The following is an 18,223-nucleotide window of genomic DNA, read 5'->3' on the forward strand; positions in this document are numbered from 1 at the left end:
CCCGTTGCGGTACCGAAGATGCCTCCCGCTGGCGATGTGTCCGGTCCGGGCCCGCACCTAGCGTCAACGCCGCCGAGCCCGTCCACGGCTTGCCATCCGACGAGGAGACCACTATGACAGCGCCGTTGATCGAACTGCGGGACGTGACCCGACGCTACGACGACGGGCCCCCGGCGTTGCGGGAGCTGTCCCTGATCGTGCAGCCGGGGGAGTCGGTGGCGATTCTCGGCCCGTCCGGCAGCGGCAAGTCCACCCTGCTCAACCTCATCGCCGGGCTGGACCGCCCGAGCGCCGGCACGGTCACGGTGGACGGCGTCGCCGTGGACAAGCTGGGCGAGGCGGCGTCGGCCCGGTACCGGCGGGCCCGGATCGGCCTGGTGTTCCAGTTCTTCAACCTGCTCGACGACCTGACCGTCGCCGACAACGTGATGCTGCCGGCCCAGCTCGCCGGCATGGCCCGCGCCGCCGCGCAGCGCCGGGCCACCGAGCTGCTGACCGTGCTCGGCGTCGACCGGCATGCGGCCGCGTACCCGGGCCGGCTCTCCGGCGGGGAACGGCAGCGGGTCGCCGTGGCCCGCGCGCTGATGAACCGGCCGGCGCTGCTGCTGGCCGACGAGCCGACCGGGGCCCTGGACACCGCCGCCGGCGAGGAGGTCCAGCGGCTGCTCAACGAGCTGCACGCCGACGGTCAGACGATCGTGCTGGTCACGCACGATCTGGCGCTGGCCGAGAACTGCGCGACCCGTACGGTGCAGCTCCGCGACGGCCGGGTGGCCGCGGACACGACGGCGGCCGTCCGATGAGCACGCTGGGCCGGGTGGTCCGCGCCGGAGCGGGCCGCCACCGGGTCCAGACCGTGGTGATCACCATGGTCGTGCTGATCGCGGTGACTTCCGCCGTGCTCGGCGGCTCCCTGCTGGTCGCCTCCCGGGCACCGTTCGACCGGGCCTTCGGCCAGCAGCAGGGCGCGCACCTGACCGCGCAGTTCGACCCGGCGAAGGCGACGGTGGCGCAGCTGACGGCGTCCGCGGGGGCCGCCGGGATCGACGCCGCAGCCGGACCGTTTCCCACCACCCAGATCAGCGCTCGAGGGCCGGGCGGCAACCCGCGGCCACCGATGACTGTCGTCGGCCGGTCCGCGGCGGACGGCCCGGTCGACCAGGTCACGCTGACCGCGGGCCGGTGGGCGACGGCCCCCGGCGAGCTGGTGCTGGCCGAGGACAGCCGCTTCCGCGGACCACCGGTCAAGATCGGTACGGTGTGGACGGTCACCGACCCGCCCGGCAGCCCCGACGTGACCGTGGTCGGCATCGCCCGCTCGGTCAGCCGGACCGCCGACGCCTGGGTGACCCCGGGGCAGGTCGCCGCCTGGACCGGCGACCGTGGCCCGGCCGGATGGCAGATGCTCTACCGCCTCACCGCCGCCGGGACCACGGCGCAGGTCGACGCGGCCCGCACCGCGATCGCCGCCACCGTGCCGGCCGGTGCTCTCACCGGAGCCGTGTCCTGGCTGGCCACCCGGCAGAACGCCGTCGGCCAGGCCGCGCTGCTGGTGCCGTTCCTGATCGCGTTCGGGGTGCTGGGCGTGGTGATGGCGGTGCTCATCATCGGCAACGTGATCGCCGGGGCGGTCAGCACCGGCACCCACCGGATCGGCATCCTCAAGGCGCTGGGCTTCACCCCGGCCCAGGTCGTCCGGGCGTACGTCGGTCAGGCGCTGATCCCCGCCGCGGCCGGCACCGTGCTCGGTGTCGTCGCCGGGAACCTGTTGACCCTGCCGGTCCTGGCCCAGACCAACCGGCTGTACGGCACGTCCGACAACGGGGTGACGCTGTGGGTCGACGCGGTGGTGGCCGGGGGTGCGCTCGCCGTGGTGACGCTGACCGCCTGGGCCGCCGCGGCGCGGGCCGGCCGGTTGCGCAGTGTCGACGCGATCGCCGTCGGCCGTACGCCCCGGCCCGGGCGCGGTCAGTGGGCGGCCCGGCTGACCGGCCGGATCCCGGTGCCGCGGCCGATGAGCCTGGGTCTGGCCCATCCCTTCGCCCGGCCGCTGCGCTCGGCCGGCATCGTCGCCGCGATCGCTTTCGGCACCGCAGCCGTGACGTTCGCTGTGGGTCTCGGCACGTCGCTGAGCCTGATCCAGGAGGCCGAGGACCTCGCCGACGTGCAGATCGACGCCCGGATGGAGGCGTCCGGGCCGGGTGCCGGCGGGCCGGGTGCCGGCGGGCCGGGTGCCGGCGGGCCGGGTGCCGGCGGGCCGGGCCTCCAGCCCGGGCCGGACGGGCCGAGGGCTCTCCGCGACCCCGCCGGGGTCGTCGCGGCGATCACCGCCCAGGCCGGGACCGGCGGGTACGTGGGCCAGGCCCGGACCGAGGTGACCGTCGCCGGGATCACCGACCCGCTCACCACCGTTGCCCTGACCGGCACCGACGGCGCCCGCTACTACCGGATGGTCTCCGGGAGCTGGCTCACCGGGCCGGGCCAGATCGTGGTCTCCACCCCGTTCCTGACCGCTGCCGGCAAGAAGGTCGGCGACACCGTCGTGCTCACCGATCACGGCACCGACGTCACCGTCCGGATCGTCGGCGAGGCCTTCAACACCGACGACCGGGGCATGCAGATCCTCACCGACCTTGCGACTCTGCGCGCCGCCGAGCCCGACCTGGCACCGGAGAACTTCCTCGTCTCCGTCCGGCCCGGGACCGACACCGCGGCGTACGCCTCCGCCCTGGACACGGCGCTGCGGTCGCTCGGCGCGTCGGCCCGGCCCGTCGCGCACGAGACCGACGAGCTCGTGCTGATCATCGACGCACTGACCGCTCTGCTCAGCATCCTGCTGGTGGTCGTGGCCGGCCTGGGCGTACTGAACGTCGTCGTCCTGGAGACCCGCGAGCGCGTGCACGACCTGGGCGTGCACAAGGCCCTCGGGATGACGCCGCGGCAGACGACCACGATGGTCATCTCCTCGGTGCTGGTCACCGGTGTCATCGGCGGCGTGATCGGCGCGGCGGTCGGGGTCGCGTTGCAGCGTGCGGTGCTCGGCGCCATGGGTGGCACCGCCGGCTTCACCCTGCCCGCCGCCATCGTGGACGTCTACGGCTCCACCGAGCTGCTGCTGTTCGGCCTCGGCGGGCTGGTCATCGCGGTCGGCGGCGCACTCCTCCCGGCCGGCTGGGCCGCCGGCACCCGCACGGTCACCGCACTGCGCACCGAATGACACCTCGTGGAAGGGCTGACATGAACCGCTCCCTGCTCGTACGCCTGACCTGCGCCGCCCTTGCCGTCACCGCCGGACTGACGGTCCCGGCGCCGGCGCAGGCCGCGGACACACCGCAGTGGGTCCGGCCGACCGGCCACCATCCGCAGCTGGTCCGGCCGACCGGCCACCATCCGGTCGGCACCACCGCGATCCACCTGACCGACACGTCCCGCCCCGACCCTTGGGTGCCCGGTTCGGCCGCGCGCGAGCTCATGGTCACGGTCTGGTATCCCGCGACCGCGCCGAGCGGGCGTCGTGCCCCTTACATGTCACCGCGGGAGTCCGAGCGGTACCTGGCCGGCAAACGGATCACCGACCTACCGGCGGACACCCTGAGCCGGGTCCGCACCTACGCGTCGGTCGATGCGCGGCCCGCGGGCAGGGTCCACAGCCTGCCCCTGGTGGTGCTCTCGCCCGGCTACACGCAGCCCCGCGGAACGCTGACCGGGCTGGCCGAGGACCTGGCCAGTCACGGCTACGTCGTGGTGGGGATCGACCACACCCACGAGACGTACGCGGTCACCTTCCCCGACGGCCGGATCGCCACCTGCGCCACCTGCGAACTCAACGAGGACGATGCGTTCTTCCGCAAGCTGTACGCGGGCCGGGCCGCCGACGTCTCCTTCGTGCTCGACCGGCTGACCGGGCCGAAGCCGGCCTGGCGGGGCAGCTCGCTGATCGACGCCTCCCGGATCGCCATGTCGGGTCACTCGGCCGGCGGGGCGAGCGCGATCGCGGCGATGGCCGGTGACCCCCGCATCGACGCGGGGATCAACATGGACGGCACGACCCGCGGCATCGTCCCGTCCGGCGGGCTGTCCCGGCCGTTGCTGTTCCTCGGCACCCAGGCCGAGCACTCACCGGGCGGCCGGGACGTCTCGTGGGACGACGACTGGAAGCGGCTGACCGGGTGGCGGCGCTGGATCGTGGTCGCCGGCACCGTGCACGGGTCCTTCACCGATCTCGCCCTGCTCGCCGACCAGCTCGGCATCGACCTGGGCGGGACCACCACGGGCACCCGCTCGCTGGAGCTCACCCGCCGGTACAACCGGGCGTTCGTCGACCGGCACCTGCGCCACCGGCCGCAGCCGCTGCTGGACCGGGCGGCGCCGCGCTATCCGGAGGTGGTCATCGCCGCACGCTGACCCAGAGCTGGGCACGGTCGCCGACCGTGCCCAGCTCCGTGGGCCCAAGCACTACTTCTTGCCGATCGCCTTGCGGTAGTCGTTGTTGAGCCGGCCGATCAGCGTCAGCGGGATCCCCTTCGGACAGACCGTCGTGCACTCGCCCATGTTGGTGCAGCCGCCGAAGCCCGCGTCGTCCTGGGCCTGCAGCATGTCGACGACCCGGCTGTCGCGTTCCGGCTGGCCCTGGGGGAGCAGGCCCAGGTGGGACACCTTGGCCGCGGTGAACAGCATCGACGAGCCGTTCGGGCAGGCCGCCACGCAGGCGCCGCAGCCGATGCAGGTGGCCGCCTCGAAGGCCGCGTCGGCGTCCGGCTTGGGCACCGGGGTGGCGTGCGCGTCCGGGGCGGTGCCGGTCGGCGCGGTGATGTAACCGCCGGCCTGGATGATCTCGTCGAACGCGCTGCGGTTGACCACCAGGTCCTTGATCACCGGGAAGGCGGCCGCGCGCCACGGCTCGACGTCGATGGTGTCGCCGTCCTTGAAGTGCCGCATGTGCAGCTGACAGGTGGTGGTGGCCCGCTCGGGACCGTGCGCCACGCCGTTGATCATCATGCCGCACATGCCGCAGATGCCCTCGCGGCAGTCGTGGTCGAACGCCACCGGGTCGTCACCGTCGAGGATGAGCTTCTCGTTGAGGACGTCGAGCATCTCCAGGAAGCTGGCGTCGGGGGAGATGTCCTTGACGTCATAGGTGACCATGCGGCCCTTGTCAGCCGGCCCCTGCTGGCGCCACACGCGTACCTGGATATCCATTACTTGTAGCTCCGGGTGCTCGGGTGAACGTATTCGAATGCGAGCTGTTCCTTGTGCAGCACGGGCGTCTCGCCGAACTCCCAGGCCGCGACGTAGCTGTACTCGTCGTCGTGGCGCAGCGCCTCGCCGTCGGGGGTCTGGCTCTCGGCGCGGAAGTGACCGCCGGCCGACTCGGCGCGGTGCAGCGCGTCGATGCACATCAGCTCGCCCAGCTCGAAGAAGTCGGCGACCCGGCCCGCCTTCTCCAGGTTCTGGTTGAGCTGCTCGCCGGTGCCGGGCACCTTGACCCGCTGCCAGAACTCCTCGCGCAGGCCCCGGATGAGCCCGATGGCCTTGGTCAGGCCCTCCTCGGTGCGTTCCATGCCGCAGTACTCCCACATGATGTGGCCGAGCTCGCGGTGGAACGAGTCCACGGTGCGGTCGCCGTCGACGGCCAGCAGCCGGGCCAGGCGGTCCTCGACCTGGCCGCGGGCGGCGACGACCTCCGGGTGCGACTCGTCGATCTTGTCGAACGGGCCGGACGCGAGGTAGTTGTTCAGCGTGTTCGGCAGCACGAAGTAGCCGTCGGCCAGGCCCTGCATCAGCGCGGAGGCGCCGAGCCGGTTGGCGCCGTGGTCGGAGAAGTTGGCCTCGCCGATCACGAACAGGCCCGGGATGGTCGACTGGAGGTCGTAGTCGACCCAGAGCCCGCCCATCGTGTAGTGCACAGCGGGGTAGATCCGCATCGGCGTCTGATACGGGTCCTCGCCGGTGATGCGCTGGTACATCTCGAAGAGGTTGCCGTACTTGGCCTCGACGGCCGGCTGGCCCAGCCGCTCGATCGCGTCCGCGAAGTCCAGGTAGACGCCGAGCCCGCCGGGGCCGACGCCGCGGCCCTCGTCGCAGACGTTCTTCGCCGCGCGGGAGGCGATGTCGCGGGGGACCAGGTTGCCGAAGGAGGGGTAGATCCGCTCCAGGTAGTAGTCGCGGTCCTCCTCCGGGATGTCGCCCGGGGCGCGCTTGTCGTCGCCGCGCTTCGGCACCCACACCCGGCCGTCGTTGCGCAGCGACTCCGACATCAGCGTCAGCTTCGACTGGTGCGAGCCGGACTCGGGGATGCACGTCGGGTGGATCTGCGTGTAGCAGGGGTTGGCGAACAGCGCGCCCTTGCGGTGGGCCCGCCACGAGGCCGTGACGTTGCAACCCTTGGCGTTGGTGGAGAGGAAGAAGACGTTGCCGTAGCCGCCGGAGGCCAGCACGACCGCGTCGGCCAGGTCCGTGGTGATCTCGCCGGTGACCAGGTCGCGGACCACGACGCCGCGGGCCTTGCCGTCGACGACGATCAGCTCGAGCATCTCGTGCCGGGCGTGCATCTCGATGTTGCCCAGCCCGATCTGCCGCTCCATCGCCTGGTACGCGCCCAGCAGCAGCTGCTGACCCGTCTGCCCCCGCGCGTAGAACGTGCGCGACACCTGGGTGCCGCCGAAGGACCGGTTGTCGAGCAGGCCGCCGTACTCGCGGGCGAACGGCACGCCCTGGGCCACGCACTGGTCGATGATGTTCACGCTGACCTCGGCCAGCCGGTACACGTTGGACTCGCGGGCGCGGAAGTCGCCGCCCTTGACCGTGTCGTAGAACAGCCGGTAGATCGAGTCGCCGTCATTGCGGTAGTTCTTCGCGGCGTTGATGCCACCCTGCGCGGCGATCGAGTGCGCGCGCCGCGGGCTGTCCTGGTAGCAGTACGAGCGGACCTTGTAGCCGGCCTCGGCCAGCGTCGCCGCGGCCGAGCCACCGGCCAGGCCGGTGCCGACCACGATGACGGACAGCTTGCGGCGGTTGGCCGGGTTGACCAGCTTGGCGGAGAACTTGCGGCGTTCCCACCGGGTCTCGATCGGCCCGTCCGGAGCGGCCTGGTCGGCGATGTCCTCGCCCTCGGTCCAGAAATTCATGGTCAGTCCACCAATCCGGTGAGCACGGCGAACGGCACCGACAGGTAGCCGACCACCAGGACGACGGAGAGCAGCAGCGCGGCGCCGCGGGCGATGCGCTCGCCGCGGGCGGTGCGCTGGCCCAGCGTGCGGACCGCGCTGAACAGGCCGTGCCGCAGGTGGAAGCCCACGGCCACGATGGACAGCGTGTAGAACAGCGTCACGTACCAGCGGTCGGGCGCGAAGTCGGCGGCGACGTTCGCGTACGCCTCACCCGGCTTGCCGTTCGGGTTGAGCGTGCCGGTGGTCAGGTCGAGGATGTGGTAGATCACGAACAGCAGGATGATCACGCCACCCCAGCGCATCGTCCGGGCCGCGTAGCTGCCCTGGACCTTGGGGCGGTGCACGTAGCGCACGGGCCGGGCCTTGCGAGCGCGGCGGGCCAGGATGGTGGCCGCGACGATGTGCGCGACGACCGCGAAGGTCAGCACCGCACGCTGGATCCACAGGTACCAGTCCTGGGGCAGCAGGGGCGTGCCGATGGTCCGCAGCCAGTGCGCGTAGTGGTCGAAGGTCTCGGCGCCGAAGAAGATCTTCAGGTTGCCGATCATGTGGGCGTACAGGAAGCCCACCAGGAGCAGCCCGGTCACCGCCATGAGGATCTTCAACGCCAGCGAGGAGCGCGCGCCCCGGCGCGGCTTGAGCGCCGGCTTCTTCGCCAGCGTCTTGCGGGCCGGCTCGGCCGTCGCCCGGGGAGTTGGAGTGCTGATGTCTACCGCCACACCCTGAACGCTAGGAAGCCGCGGGCGATTCGTCTAATGCATGATCGGCGGGGTCGTCATAGACGTAAGCTATCAAGGTGCAGCTTCAACAGCTCCGATACTTCGTAGCAGTGGCAGAAACCCGGCATTTCACCCAAGCGGCTGACTCGCTGAACGTTTCTCAGCCGACTTTAAGTAAGCAGATTCACACCCTCGAAGAGACCCTCGGCGCGCCGCTCTTCGAACGCGTCCGGGGCGCGGTCGCCCTCACCGCCGCCGGTGAGACCCTGCTGCCGCTGGCCCGCCGGATGGTCGCCGACGCGGACGCCGCCCGCGACGCGGTGCAGGAGATCGTCGGGCTGCGCCGCGGCCGGGTCCGGGTCGGCGCCACCCCCAGCCTGTGCTCGTCGCTGGTCCCGACCGTGCTGCGCCGGTTCCGCACCGAGCACCCGGACATCGAGCTGCACGTCAACGAGGGCAGCTCGCAGGACCTGATCACCGACCTGCTGGCCCGGGACCTGGACCTGGCGCTGATCGTCCACCCGGAGCAGGGCGTCGACCCGGCCCTGCACGCCGCCCCGGTGCTGCGCGAGAGCCTGGTCGTCGCCTCGGTCGCCGCCGGACCGCCGCCCACGGCCAACCGGCAGCTCGCCCTCACCGAGCTGCGCGACACCCCGCTGGTGATGTTCCGGCCCGGCTACGACCTGCGCGACGTCACCCTGGAGGCGTGCCGGGGTGCGGGTTTCACCCCGCGCTTCGCGGTCGAGGGCGGCGAGATGGACGCGGTGCTCGCCTTCGTGGAGGCCGGCCTCGGGGTGGCGCTGGTGCCGAGCATGGTGCTGGTCAACCGGCCGCTGCTGCGGGCGACGCCGCTGGCGCCGCCGGGGATGCGCCGCACGATCGCGCTCGCGCACCGGCGCCGGGCGGTGCTGCCGCACGCGGCGGAGGCACTGCGCGCGACGCTGCTGGACCACATCGCAACGGGCGAGCTGCCCTTCGGCGTGCAACCGCTCTAGTCGGTCGTGGAGTTACGCCGCTGTGGCGGCTGTCTCGGCGGCCTCGATGGCCGACTTGAAGTCGGGGTAGGCCCCGATCTGAGCGAGCAGCACATTCGCCGCGTTGTAACAGTTGAAGCTTTCGATTTTCCGTCCCGGAGATACCAGAGATCCGCCGTCGGCACGTCGATCCGGTTACCGGTCGGGCGGATTTCGCCGGCCGGTGTCGGGAACCCGCCGAGGTGCGTTCCTTGAATGCGCAGTTCGACGGCGACGACATCACCGAGCGCATGCACTTGGAGCAGCTCCCGGTGGACGTCGGGAAAGACGCTCGCGAAGCCCGCCAGCGCCTGAGGAATCTCGTCTCCGCGGAAGGTCAATGCATTCGGCACGTCGTTGAACGTGCCATCCTCGGTGAACAGGGCGCGAAAGCCAGGTCCGTCGAGGATGGCGATCGAGTTCAGCAGCAGTGATCGGCGGGTCTCGCTCACCACGCGCGCGCTGGTCGAATCGACCGGCGAGGAGGATCCACTTTCGACGGCCACGAAGGCCGGCATCGAGCAGCTCGCCGGGGTCTACTCTCAATGCCTGGAACACGCGCGGGAGAACGGGGATCTCCCGGAGGACGCGAACGTGCAATCGCTGGCGGTCTACTTCGTCGCCGTCACCCGGGGAATGGAGTTGCTCGGCCGCGCCGGTGTCGGCCGCAGCGTGCTGACCGCGGTCGCCCTCGACGCGCTTCGCGTGCTCCACGGCCAGCGCATGGAAGAGGCCCGGGAATGACGGCGAACTCTGGTCAGCGGAACTGCTCGGCGTGGTCGGTGGCCCACTCGGCAAACGTCCGGGCCGGGCGGCCGAGCACATCAGCCACCGTTGTCGAGGACGGGCCCGGGGCCCGCGCATAGTCGGCCAGCGACCCCAGCAGGCGGTCGGGGATCTCGGCCGGCAGGCCGGCGGCGAGCATGCCCTGGCGCACCTGCTCCGGCGTGATCTCCGCGAAGCTCAGCTCCCGGCCGGTGGCCCGGCCGATCGCGTCGACCTTGGCGGCCTGGGTGAGTGGTTGCGGCCCGGTGAGCAGGTACGTCCGCCCGGCGTGCTCCGGCTCCAGCAGCGCCCGTACGGCCACCGCGGCGACGTCCCGCTCATCCACCGTCGAGGTCACCGCCGCCGCATGAGCCCCGCGCACCACCCCGCCCCGCCGGAGTTGCGGCGCCCAGGCCAGCGCGTTGGCGGCGAAGTCGGTGCAGCGCAGGATCGCCCATTCCAGACCCGAGCGCTGCGCCGCCTGCTCCGCCGCGGTGAACTCCGCGATGAAGCGTGGGTCGCCGACCGGGTGTGCCACCGTGGCCGCCGACAGCACGACGACCCGCTTGGCACCCCGCTCGGCGGCCCGGGTCAGCAGCTCCGGCGTGGCCGCCCGAGGGCTGTAGAGCACGGCTTCGACGTGCGCGATCGTCTGCAGGGGCGTGTTGCGGGCGGGGTCCCGGGACAGTCCCGCGGCGCGGTCGCCCAGCAGCCGCATCGCTTCGCGGCCCACGTTTCCCGTCGCTCCGGTGATCAGCATCATGGCGGACTCCTCAAGGCGCTTCGATAGCCGTACGATATGAATCTCATAGTAAAGTATTTTGGAGTTCATACAATATGGCGGACGTAACATCCCGGCGGCGGCTGGTGGCCGGCGTCAAGGAGTCGCTGCGGCTGGCCCGCAACCAGCTGTCGGTGTTCAGCCGGCAGGTCGGCTCCCGGCTCGAGCTCAAGGACGCCGACCTGGACTGTCTCGACCTGATCGACCGGGCCGGCCCGCTGAGCCCGACCGCCCTGGCCGGGCTCACCGGCGTGCACCCGGCCACGCTCACCGGCATCCTCGATCGGCTGGAACGCGGCGGCTGGATCGCCCGGGAGCGGGCCGAGAACGACCGTCGCGCGGTGCAGATCCGTTCCCTGCGCGACCGCCAGGGCGAGCTCTACGGGATGCTCGCCGGGATGAACCGCTCGATCGAGGAGATCTGCGCCGGCTACTCGGACGCCGAGCTGGCCGTGGTGGCCGACTTCCTGCGCCGCGCCACCGAGGCCGGCGAGACCGCTGTCCGGGACCTACCGTGACGTGGTGCTGATCTCCGGCAGGTTCACCACGAGGTCGTAGGCGTCCAGCACCGGCGTGTCCAGGAAGGTCTCCGACAGGCGGATCTTCTCCGGCCCGTCCATCCGGTCCCGCGCCGCCCGCAGATCCACCAGCGCCGGCCCCGCCGACGCCACGAACGCGGCCTCCACACTGTCCGCGGGCGCCGGCGGCAGATCCTCGCTGGTCACCGCGACGCCGCCCGGTGCGTCCGGGTCGGCGCGGCGCGCGGAGGTCCGGCCCGCCTGTGCGGTCACCGCCATCGCCACGTACTGACCGCCGAGGCGGTCGGCCAGATGGTGACCCATGGCGGACAGCGCGAACGTGGGAGTGCGCACCGGGGTGCGCTGGATGTGCGTGTTGTGCGCGGCCAGCACGATCTTCGTGTCCCTGTCCCCGTCCGCGCCGAGCAGCTCGAGGACGGTCTCGGCCATGCCCCGGTCGCGAGCGGCCACCTTGGGATGGGCGAAGTCCGCCGTGAAGCTTCGCAGCCCCTGGTCCAGCAGGCAGGCCAGCCGCAGCTCGTGCCGGGCCGTCCGGTACGCCTCGGCACCGGCGGCCGCCGTGTAGTCCACGGCCAGCGCGTCGAAGCGGGTCGCCAGGTCGGCCAGCAGCGCGGTGGCCCGGTCCCGGTCCACCCCGTCGATCGCCGCGTAGGCCCGGTACGCGAGCAGAGTGTGCTCACCGGCGTAGGCCCGGGCGTACTCGGCGATCCGGTCGACCAGCGGCAGCGCGTCCGCGTCGACCTTGCCCAGATAACGCCGCAGGCTGTCGAGGGCCGGCAGGGGAGAAGCCGTCGACCCGGGGACGTCCACTCCGCTGAACCGCAGCGGCAGCGGCGACGACCGCATCCAGCGGAGCAGGTCACGCATCTCCGGGCACCGGCCCATCCGGTACGTGATCCCGTGCTCGGCCAGCTCGTCGAGGTCACCCGGCCCGCCCCGGACCCAGTCGTCCACGGCCAGTCCCTCGCTGAAGCCGGACTCCATCGCGAAGACGGTGAAGCCGCACCGCTCGGCCAGGAACCGCAGCAGCCGGTGCCGCCACAGGTAGTACTCGCGGACGTGGTGGGCGCTCTCACCGACGGCCACCACCCGCGCGTCCCGCAGCATCTCCATGAGCGGTTCCAGGTCGTCCAGCGGCGCCGGCGGATCGGTGGTGCCGAGCGGGACCGCCCGCTCCGCGACGTACGCACTGAAGGCAGCTGTCACGCCGCTCCGATCTCGTCCGCGACGATCTTCGCCGACAGGGTCACCATGGGCAGCCCGCCGCCCGGATGGGTGGAGCCGCCGACCAGGAACAGCCCGGCCAGCGGGCCACGGTTCGCCGGGCGGGTCAGCCCGCCCGCCGTACCGTAGATCGCGCCGCCCGGCGCGGCCGTGGCCTCCGCCAGATCCGCCGGGGTGCGGGTCTCGCTGAACAGCAGCCGGTCCCGCACGTCCAGCCCGCGCGCGGCCAGCACGTCCAGGATGTGCCGCCCGTAGGCGTCGGCCAGGCCGGGCCGCCGCCAGTCGACCGCCCCGAACGACGTGCCGTGCCGGGGCGCGTTCACCAGCACGAACCAGGCCTCCGCGCCGGCCGGACTCACCGCGGGATCCGCCGCCCGGGTCACGAAGACGGTCGGATCCGAGGGTGGCCGGGCGCGCGCGCCGGAGCCGGGGGAGCCGAAGACGGCGTCGAACTCGGCGTCGTAGTCCCGGGGGAAGAACACCGTGTGGTGGGCCAGCTCGGGCGTCTGCCCACGGACGCCGAGCAGCAGGACGAAGCCGGCCAGGCTGCGAGCGGACAGCCCGCCGAGGCGGGACGGCGAGGGCAGCAGGTCGCGGTACACCGACAACGCGTCCACATTGGCCACCACCACGTCGGCCGGCACCTGAGCGCCGGAGCGTAGCCGTACGCCGGTGGCCCGCCCCGCGTTCGAGCAGATCCGCTCGACCGGCGAGGACGTCACGACCTGCACGCCCAGCGAGCGGCAGCGGTCGAGCAGCGCCGTGGCCAGCACCCCGAGCCCGCCGTCGAGATACCAGCCACCGAAGGCCAGCTCCGCGTACGGGATCGCGGCCAGCGCCGCCGGGGCCCGGCGCGGATCGGCGCCGGTGTAGGTCGCATAGCGGTCCAGCATCATGCGCAGCCGCGGGTCCCGCAGATAGTGCCGGCCCAGCGACCGCAGCGAACGCCAGGGCGCGATGGCCGCCAGGTCACCGACCCGCCAGGACAGCGCGGCCAGCGACGCCGGGGTGACCTCGCGCTGCAACACCGACCGCCAGGAGGCGCGCCAGATCCGCTCGGCGCGCACCCAGAACCGGGCCCAGTCCGCGCCGGCGGCGGCCCCGAAGGCGGCCTCGATGCGCTCCCGGAACACCTGCGGATCCGGCGAGGAGTCCAGCACCGAGCCGTCGGGGAAGTGGTGGCGCACCACCGGGTCCAGCGCCACCGGGGACAGCTCCAGCCCCAGGTCGGCGAAGACCTGCGGCAACGTGAGCAGGCTGGGGCCGGTGTCGAAGCGGAAGCCGTCGCGCTCGTACCGGCCGAGCTTGCCGCCGACCTCGGCCGCCCGCTCGTGCACGGTCACCCGGTGCCCGGCGGCGGCCAGCCGCGCGGCGGCGGCCAGGCCACCCACCCCGGCCCCGATGACCACGATCTTGCTCATGCCGTCGCCTCCGCTGGCGCTCCGGCGGTGACATTCGTCGAGCGCAGAGTTGATGATTCGCTCGCAAGCTCGCTCATATCGGCCGCCCCCGCCACGAGAGCCGGCCGCGCCGCCGCAGCGCGAAGGAGCGCACCACCAGAGCGGCGGAAAGCAGGATCGAAACCGGCTGGGCCAGGGCGTCGGGCCAGGCCCGGCCGCCGGTCGCCCGGGCGGCGACCACCCGGCCGACAACCCCGAGCAGGTACGCCGCCAGCGCCCACCCGGCCGGCCCCACAGCCCCGGCGGCCAGGAAAACTACGGCGGCCACCGGCGGCACGACGTAGAGCAGCACCAGCAACCCGACCACCGCGGCAGCCCCGGCCGGCGAACCGAAGGACGCCCACATCGACTTGCTGTAGCCGTCGCGCAGCTCCCGCCACGAGGTGTACATCAGGCATTCCGCCAGCGCTGAGCCGTCGGCGAGGGCGATCCGGCCGCCGGCGCGTTTGACCGCCCGGGCCAGCCCGATGTCCTCCAGCACGTCGTCCCGTACCGCCGCGTGCCCGCCGGCCCGCTCGTAGCCCGCCCGGTCCAGCACCAGCCACTGGCCACCGGCCGCGGCCAGCGACGGTCGCGGCGAGCGTTCCATCGCCCGCAACGGGAGGAAGGTCAGCCACGACCATTGCAGCAGCGGCTGCACGAGTCGCCCGGCCCCGACGATCCGCGGGTACGGCGACAGCAGCTGCACCCCGGCCGAGCGCAGCAGCTCGACCCCGCCGGCGATCGCCCCCGGGGCCAGCACCACGTCGGCGTCCACAAGAACCAGTACGTCCACGTCGCCGGCCGCGGATGCGAGTTGCGCGCACGCGTGCGGTTTACCGAGCCAGCCGGCCGGCAGGGGCGCGCCGGTCAGCAGCCGTACCTTGTCGCCGGCGACCGCCCGCACCACCTCGGCCGTGCCGTCGGTCGAACCGTCGTCGAGCACGAGGATCTCCAGGTGCGGCACGCCGGACTGGCCCAGCAGCGCCCGCAGGCACGGCGTCACGCGTTCCGCCTCGTCGCGCAGCGGCAGCAGCACGGCGACCCGTTCGGTGGTCGTCGCCCCGGTGCGCGGGCGGCGCAGCAACGCCGCGTTGACGATCGTGTGGGTGGTCAGCGCGACCAGCGGGAGCAGTGTCAGCCACCTCATGCCGGCACCGGCTGACGGACCCGCCGCACAGCCAGCGGCAGCACGATCGCGCCCATCAGCACACCACCCCACAGCGCCGAGGCCGGCAGGCCGAGGAAGACGGCGTGGGCGAGCACGGAGGAAGCGTACGTCCACCACCAGAGCGCGAGCATCGGTGTGTCGCCCGGCAGGATCACGGCGGCGCGCGGCCCCGCGGCGGCGGCGAGCCCGGCCATCAGCAGCACGGCGAAGCCCAGCCAGCCCAGGTAGTTGCCGATCGGGATGCCGGGCACGCCGGGTAGCGCGGGCGTGGGGGAGTCCCAGGTCCAGTAGCCCTCGGCGACCATCTGCGGATCGAGGAACAGGTCCCAGGCCGCGAGCCCGGCCGCGGCCAGCGCGATCCGCGCCGGCCTGGAGCGGGCCAGCCGCAGCGCGGCCAGCCAGGCCGGCCAGGCCATCCAGGTCCAGGCCAGCGGGATGATCAACGGTACGCCGAGCAGCTTGGGCCCGAGCTGGCCGGAGTAGTCGTAGGTGCCGAACGGGAACCCGGTCGCCACCCCTACCGCCTCCACGGCGAAGCCGCCCAGGGTGGCGGTCGCGATGAGCGCGGCGGCCGCCCGGACGCCCCGGGTGAGCAGCGCGTGCGAGACCGACAGCAGATAGCCGAGCACGACGGTCAGCACGGTGAGGCCGGCGCGCAGGCCGCCACCGGTCAGCGGATAGCAGATCTGGGTCAGGATCAGGGCGCCGAGCAGCACCCACGGTATTGCCCGCTTCACTGTCAGATGCCGACGATCCCGGGCACGTCCTCGGTCGCCGGGCGGCCGGCCAGCGGCAGCTCCCGCCCGAGGATCGCGAACGCCCGCTCGTCACCGGGGAAGATGAAGTCGCGCAGCACGTCGGAGAAGCCGAAGCGCCGGTACAGCCGCCAGGCCCGCGACTTCTGCTCGTCGGCCTCGGGGGTGGACAGCAGCACGGTGGAGCCGTCGGCCATCGACAGCAGCGCGCGCAGCTGCCGGGCGCCGATGCCGTGGCCCTGCGCGCTGGGCTTGACGTGCAGCTCGACGACCTCGAAGCAGTCACCGAGCCAGTGCCGGCGCCCGGGCTCGTCCAGGGCGGCGCGGACCTGGTCGTGCCACCACTGGCCGGGCCCCGACGAGTAGCCGTAGCCGAAGCCCGCGAGGTGGCCGTCGGTGGTGAGGGTGGCGACGGCGCGGAAACCGGCCCGGCGCACGTGGGCACCGATATACCCGCGCCGGGTCTGCAGCAGCTCGGCGCGGTAGCCCATCGCCTCGCCGTACACGCTGACCACGTCGTCCAGCCGCCGGAGCATGTCGTCCGGCTGCCAGGGAACGAGCCTCATCGCTCTCCTTCTCGCCGGGGAACATCTTGCCAGCCCAGAACGGCTTTGTCGCCACTGATGCCGCGCACCGCGAACCGGGCGAACAGCTCCTCGGCGTACCACCCGGCGCCCGGGGTGCGCTGCACCACGGCGCGATGCTCCGGCTGACGGTACGCGAACCCGGTCAGATCCGCCTCGGTGCGCCAGACGCTGACCGTGCCCTGCCAGCCGAGCGGCGCCTCCCCGATGCCGAACCGGGCCAGCAGGCCGGGCGCCGCGGCGAGCTCACGCGCCACCGGAGGCACGGCCCGCCAGAACGTCAGCGCGCGCGCCGGGCGCAGCCGGGCCCGGGTCAGCGCCAGCACCGGGGCGTCGGTCCGCCCGCCGGAGGGCGCGCCGAACGGGGTCTGCCCGGACCACTGCCCGCGGCTGGTCAGCGGGGTCAGCTCGACCCGGGCCGAGCCCTGGGCCAGCGCGTCCCAGGCGGCGCCGACCGGCCCGAGCTCCCCGCCGGCCGGATCGTCCCAGGCCACCACGGCGGCGTACCGGGTCAGGTCGGCGTCGCCGGGCCCGAAGCCGGTGCCGGTCCCGGTGCCGAGCAGCTTGCCGAACCGTACGCCGGGGAGCGCGCGCAGCCGCCGCCGATCGAGCGCCATGCGCAGCAGGGCACTGCCGAGGGCCCGGCGCGGAACCCGCCACACGTGCAGGGTGACCAGCGGCGGGACGTCAATCATGGGAGCCACGCTACGTCGCCGGCGGCGTGGCGTCCTGCGCGCCCTGGCGCCGCCGGGTCCGGGCGGTGTACGCGCGGCGCATCTTGACGTGGTTGCCGCAGCCGGCCATCGAGCACCAGCGGCGTACCCGGTTGCGGGAGTCGTCGTAGAAGGCCCAGCGGCAGGTGTCGCGCTCGCAGACCTTGAGCCGGGTCCACGTACCGTCCTCGGCGGCCTGCCGGACCGCGTCGATCAGCCCGGCCAGCGCCCGGTCGAACGCCGGTCCGCCGGCGGCGACCAGGTGGTAGCCGTCGGCGGTGAAGGCCGGTCGCACGGGTGCCAGGGCCTGGTTGAGCGCGGCCAGCGCGGCCGGATCCGCGGGATGACCGGCATGGGTGCGCAGGACCGCCCGCAGCCCTTCCCGGACGGTCACAGCGGTGGCCAGGTCCGCGGGGCGCAGCCGCGCGCCGGCGGTCAGCAGTTGCCGCTGCGCGAGCCACTCCCGCAGCTGCTCGGGCGTGGTCAGCTCCTCGGCCCCGACCTGCGGCTCGTACGTGTTGACGAAGTCGCGCACCAGCCGGACGGCTCCCGCTGCGGGCACCGGCCACCTCCTCCTGATTCACACCAGCGTAACGCCTTGACAGGTGTGACCGCCGTTTGTGAGGGTCGAACGAGAAGAACACCAACCAAACGCTTACGGTGGTGTGAAGGAGGGCCGGATGGCGGCGCTGCCCGTGCTGGTGCTGGGGTTGCTGGCGGCCCTCGGCCCGCTCTCGATCGACCTGTACCTGCCGGCGTTCCCGGCCCTGCGCCAGGACCTGCACACCTCCGACGCGGCGGTGCGGTTCACGCTGGCGGGCATGACCCTCGGCCTGGCGCTGGGGCAGGCGGTGGTGGGCGCGTGGAGTGACCGGGTGGGCCGGCGTACGCCGCTGTTGCTGTCCACTGTGCTGCACCTGCTGGCGACGATCGGCTGTGCCCTCGCCCCCTCGGTCGAGGTGCTGGCCGCCTGCCGGTTCGTCCAGGGGGTGGGTGCGGCCGGCAGCGCGGTGCTGGTGCTGGCGATCGTCCGGGACGTCGCCGACGGTCGCGCCCTGGTCGTGCTGCTGTCCCGGGTGACCCTCGTGGAGACCGTCGCGCCCCTGCTCGCCCCGGTCGCGGGCGCGGAACTGCTGCCGCTGGCCGGCTGGCGGGGCATCTTCGGTGTGCTCGCCGCCGGCTCGGCCGCGCTGCTGGTGGCGGCCCTGCTGGTCGTTCCCGAGACCGCGAAACCCCCGCCCGAGCCGGTGCCGCTGCGGGCCCGGCTGCGCGGGGGGGGGGGGGGGGGGGGGGGGGGGGTGGAGGGGGGGGGAGGGGGGGTGGGGGTGGGCCGGGTTCCCCTAGCCGTCAC

General features: G+C 73.0%; 19 protein-coding genes. 7 read left to right on the top strand and 12 right to left on the bottom strand.

Features of this window, described 5'->3' with window-relative positions:
* Positions 1–113: 113 nt before the first annotated feature.
* From ACZ6S4_RS31695 to ACZ6S4_RS31705, 3 genes are read left to right on the top strand one after another with little or no spacing between them, the layout of a single operon-like run.
* The gene (locus ACZ6S4_RS31695) at positions 114–803 is read left to right on the top strand and encodes an ABC transporter ATP-binding protein (RefSeq protein WP_465478411.1); all 690 of its coding nucleotides are present in this window, start codon (positions 114–116) and stop codon (positions 801–803) included.
* The gene (locus tag ACZ6S4_RS31700; RefSeq protein ID WP_465478412.1) at positions 800–3,217 is read left to right on the top strand and encodes an ABC transporter permease; all 2,418 of its coding nucleotides are present in this window, start codon (positions 800–802) and stop codon (positions 3,215–3,217) included. The genes ACZ6S4_RS31695 and ACZ6S4_RS31700 overlap by 4 nt, the downstream gene beginning before the upstream one ends.
* A gap of 20 nt (positions 3,218–3,237) precedes the next feature.
* Complete coding sequence (locus tag ACZ6S4_RS31705) at positions 3,238–4,404, top strand: alpha/beta hydrolase family protein (protein ID WP_465478413.1); 1,167 nt, start codon at positions 3,238–3,240, stop codon at positions 4,402–4,404.
* A gap of 51 nt (positions 4,405–4,455) precedes the next feature.
* Here the strand turns inward: ACZ6S4_RS31705 and ACZ6S4_RS31710 are convergent, their stop codons facing one another.
* The 3 genes from ACZ6S4_RS31710 to ACZ6S4_RS31720 are packed head-to-tail and all read right to left on the bottom strand — an operon-like array spanning position 4,456 to position 7,780.
* Positions 4,456–5,199, bottom strand: coding sequence for a succinate dehydrogenase/fumarate reductase iron-sulfur subunit (locus ACZ6S4_RS31710; protein WP_360548086.1), 744 nt, complete (start codon positions 5,197–5,199; stop codon positions 4,456–4,458).
* Entirely contained in the window at positions 5,199–7,127 is a 1,929-nt protein-coding gene (locus ACZ6S4_RS31715) for a fumarate reductase/succinate dehydrogenase flavoprotein subunit (protein WP_465478414.1), read from the bottom strand. Before ACZ6S4_RS31715 ends, ACZ6S4_RS31710 begins: the two co-directional genes overlap by 1 nt.
* Before the next feature lie 2 nt (positions 7,128–7,129).
* The gene (locus ACZ6S4_RS31720) at positions 7,130–7,780 is read right to left on the bottom strand and encodes a succinate dehydrogenase cytochrome b subunit (RefSeq protein ID WP_465478437.1); all 651 of its coding nucleotides are present in this window, start codon (positions 7,778–7,780) and stop codon (positions 7,130–7,132) included.
* A 179-nt stretch (positions 7,781–7,959) separates the two neighbouring features.
* Between ACZ6S4_RS31720 and ACZ6S4_RS31725 the strand changes: the two genes are divergently transcribed.
* Positions 7,960–8,883, top strand: coding sequence for a LysR family transcriptional regulator (locus ACZ6S4_RS31725; protein WP_465478438.1), 924 nt, complete (start codon positions 7,960–7,962; stop codon positions 8,881–8,883).
* Here the strand turns inward: ACZ6S4_RS31725 and ACZ6S4_RS31730 are convergent.
* Positions 8,880–9,419: a nuclear transport factor 2 family protein gene (locus ACZ6S4_RS31730; protein ID WP_465478415.1), complete on the bottom strand. Its 540-nt coding sequence runs from the start codon at positions 9,417–9,419 to the stop codon at positions 8,880–8,882. The two genes, ACZ6S4_RS31725 and ACZ6S4_RS31730, sit on opposite strands and share 4 nt — an antisense overlap.
* On the opposite strand from ACZ6S4_RS31730, the gene ACZ6S4_RS31735 reads away from it, so the two are divergent.
* Positions 9,310–9,645, top strand: a complete 336-nt coding sequence (locus ACZ6S4_RS31735; RefSeq protein WP_465478416.1) for a TetR family transcriptional regulator C-terminal domain-containing protein — start codon at positions 9,310–9,312, stop codon at positions 9,643–9,645. The two genes, ACZ6S4_RS31730 and ACZ6S4_RS31735, sit on opposite strands and share 110 nt — an antisense overlap.
* 13 nt (positions 9,646–9,658) lie before the next feature.
* Here ACZ6S4_RS31735 and ACZ6S4_RS31740 read toward each other — a convergent pair whose 3' ends face one another.
* A complete protein-coding gene (locus tag ACZ6S4_RS31740; protein WP_465478417.1) occupies positions 9,659–10,429 on the bottom strand; it encodes a Rossmann-fold NAD(P)-binding domain-containing protein in 771 nt (256 codons plus the stop codon).
* A gap of 74 nt (positions 10,430–10,503) precedes the next feature.
* Between ACZ6S4_RS31740 and ACZ6S4_RS31745 the strand changes: the two genes are divergently transcribed.
* Positions 10,504–10,965 (top strand): MarR family transcriptional regulator, encoded by a 462-nt coding sequence (locus ACZ6S4_RS31745; protein WP_465478418.1) that lies wholly within the window; start codon positions 10,504–10,506, stop codon positions 10,963–10,965.
* On the opposite strand, the gene ACZ6S4_RS31750 is transcribed toward ACZ6S4_RS31745, so the two are convergent.
* From ACZ6S4_RS31750 to ACZ6S4_RS31780, 7 genes are all read right to left on the bottom strand, one after another.
* On the bottom strand, positions 10,957–12,192 hold the full coding sequence (locus ACZ6S4_RS31750) for an erythromycin esterase family protein (protein WP_465478419.1): 1,236 nt from the start codon (positions 12,190–12,192) through the stop codon (positions 10,957–10,959). The genes ACZ6S4_RS31745 and ACZ6S4_RS31750 overlap by 9 nt on opposite strands.
* Positions 12,189–13,631: a phytoene desaturase family protein gene (locus tag ACZ6S4_RS31755; RefSeq protein ID WP_465478420.1), complete on the bottom strand. Its 1,443-nt coding sequence runs from the start codon at positions 13,629–13,631 to the stop codon at positions 12,189–12,191. Before ACZ6S4_RS31755 ends, ACZ6S4_RS31750 begins: the two co-directional genes overlap by 4 nt.
* A 73-nt stretch (positions 13,632–13,704) precedes the next feature.
* A complete protein-coding gene (locus ACZ6S4_RS31760; protein ID WP_465478421.1) occupies positions 13,705–14,799 on the bottom strand; it encodes a glycosyltransferase family 2 protein in 1,095 nt (364 codons plus the stop codon).
* Positions 14,796–15,557: a carotenoid biosynthesis protein gene (locus ACZ6S4_RS31765; protein ID WP_465478422.1), complete on the bottom strand. Its 762-nt coding sequence runs from the start codon at positions 15,555–15,557 to the stop codon at positions 14,796–14,798. Before ACZ6S4_RS31765 ends, ACZ6S4_RS31760 begins: the two co-directional genes overlap by 4 nt.
* 2 nt (positions 15,558–15,559) lie before the next feature.
* Entirely contained in the window at positions 15,560–16,141 is a 582-nt protein-coding gene (locus tag ACZ6S4_RS31770) for a GNAT family N-acetyltransferase (protein ID WP_360548070.1), read from the bottom strand.
* On the bottom strand, positions 16,138–16,854 hold the full coding sequence (locus ACZ6S4_RS31775; RefSeq protein ID WP_465478423.1) for a monooxygenase: 717 nt from the start codon (positions 16,852–16,854) through the stop codon (positions 16,138–16,140). Before ACZ6S4_RS31775 ends, ACZ6S4_RS31770 begins: the two co-directional genes overlap by 4 nt.
* A gap of 10 nt (positions 16,855–16,864) precedes the next feature.
* Complete coding sequence (locus tag ACZ6S4_RS31780) at positions 16,865–17,434, bottom strand: CGNR zinc finger domain-containing protein (RefSeq protein WP_465478424.1); 570 nt, start codon at positions 17,432–17,434, stop codon at positions 16,865–16,867.
* Between the two features lie 118 nt (positions 17,435–17,552).
* On the opposite strand from ACZ6S4_RS31780, the gene ACZ6S4_RS31785 reads away from it, so the two are divergent.
* A partial coding sequence (locus tag ACZ6S4_RS31785; protein ID WP_465478425.1) for an MFS transporter occupies positions 17,553–18,223 on the top strand: 671 nt, incomplete at its 3' end.

The organism is Actinoplanes sp. NPDC051405, assembly GCF_055586185.1.